Annotated in this window: 2 protein-coding genes; both read left to right on the top strand. The window is 60.4% G+C overall.

The window, feature by feature from the left end:
• The first annotated feature begins 135 nt into the window (after positions 1 to 135).
• Positions 136 to 936, top strand: a complete 801-nt coding sequence (cysQ, locus tag EOA36_RS34755; RefSeq protein WP_189553521.1) for a 3'(2'),5'-bisphosphate nucleotidase CysQ — start codon at positions 136 to 138, stop codon at positions 934 to 936.
• Between the two features lie 59 nt (positions 937 to 995).
• A partial coding sequence (locus EOA36_RS34750; protein WP_145969492.1) for a hypothetical protein occupies positions 996 to 1,770 on the top strand: 775 nt, incomplete at its 3' end.

The raw sequence follows: 1,770 nt of genomic DNA, 5'->3' as shown, positions 1-1,770 counted from the left end.
AGAAACCGGAGATCCATCTCAAGACGCTCGGCAAGTCGGCCGAAGAGATGGTAGATACCCTGGAACACTGGCTGGACGAGCGTGACATTGCCGAAGAGCAATATGACAATGGCGGCGGCATCTGACGACAGGCCGATGCTCGAAATCTTCGAGCGGCTGGCGCTGGCGGCCGGGCGCGAGGTCATGCGCGTGTTCCATGCCGGCTGCGCGGTCGACCGCAAATCGGACTCCTCGCCAGTGACCGAGGCGGACCGCGAGAGCGAGAAGATCATTCTTGCCGGCCTGCGTACGGAATTCCCCGACATTCCCTGCGTGGCCGAGGAAGAAGCGGCTGCCGGTGTCATGCCGGGCGAACTTGGCGAGGCTTTCTTCCTTGTTGATCCGCTTGACGGCACCAAGGAATTCGTCAACCGGCGCACCGACTTCACCGTCAATATCGCGCTTGTCCGCCATGGCGTGCCGGAAGTTGGCGTCGTCTTCGCCCCTTGCGGTGGCCGCTTCTTTTCCGGTCTGCCGGGCAGGGCGGAAGTCCTCGACATCGACGGCGATTACCAGATTATCGCCCGTCGGCCAATTTCGGTGAGAACGGCCGCGTCGCCGCTGGCAGTGGTCGCCAGCCGCTCGCACAACACGCCGGAAACCGAAGCCTATATTCGCGACCTTGGCGCCGCCGAGATCGTCTCGGTCGGTTCGTCGCTGAAATTCTGCCTCCTCGCCAATGGCGAGGCGGATGTCTATCCGCGCTTCGGTCGCACCATGGAATGGGACACCGCGGCGGGTGACGCGGTGCTGCGCGCCGCCGGCGGCACGACGCGCACGCTGGACGGCAAGCCCTTGGGCTATGGCAAGCGCAACCAGGCCGATGACGAGGACTTTGCCAATCCGCATTTCATTGCCAGCGGCAGCGCTGCAACCGGAAGGCGCATCGAACGTTGAGGTGGAAACCTCCCGTAGATGGCCTATCCTGTATGGACGTTCCCTGAGTCGGTAGTTGAATGTCCTTTTTTCAGAAATGCCATGCCGTCACTTTGGGCGGATTTCCGGTATGGACCAGCAGTCGCGATGAACTAGGCCTCAGGATGTTGCTGGGCCTCTACGCCCTCTCTCCCGCCCTTTTCGTCTTCGTCGAAATGTCTCCCACTGCCCTGGCATTTGTCGCGGCACTCATGGGTGCTCTTACACTTTTTACCAAGGGGGCACGCTTTGGCAGGGCAACGATAGGCCTGGCCGTCACTCTGGCTCTCTTGTCCGGCTTTGTCCTGTCGAGCGCCCTGTGGTCGATCGACGCGAGCCGCTCTCTCATGGCGGCGAAGGACGTGTTTGGCTACTCGGTCGCCGCCATCTTGCTGTTTGAGTGCATTCTGGCGCTTCCGGACGCTCAACGCGACCGGCTGGCACGGGTCTCGTTATTCGGCATGTTGATTGGCCTGGTGTCGGTGATGGGTTGGGAACTGTATTTTGCGTTTTTGACCGAAGATCCAAGATTTGTGGAAAATGTTTTCACCCTCCACAAGATCACGGTCTACGGAGCTTTTTTTGCCGTCATATTTCTTGCGCAGCCGAGGCTGGTCTGGAAGGGGCTTGCGGCTCTCTTTGCCGTGCTGACATTGCTCTACGGCCAATCGACCGGCGTCAATCTGGCGATTGTCTTCGTGGCGGCGATGTTTGTCATGCCCGCCAAATACCGCCAGCACGCCTTGGTCGGATTCTTCGCCGCCTATTTGTCTCTTGCCCTGATTGCCCCTTTCGTCGTCTCGCCGCTGGTTGCCT

Source organism: Mesorhizobium sp. M8A.F.Ca.ET.021.01.1.1 (genome assembly GCF_003998025.1).
In the GTDB taxonomy this organism is placed as follows: Bacteria; Pseudomonadota; Alphaproteobacteria; order Rhizobiales; family Rhizobiaceae; genus Mesorhizobium.
Note: the sequence above shows the minus strand (reverse complement) of the source record. Positions and strands in the feature narration are given on the sequence as shown.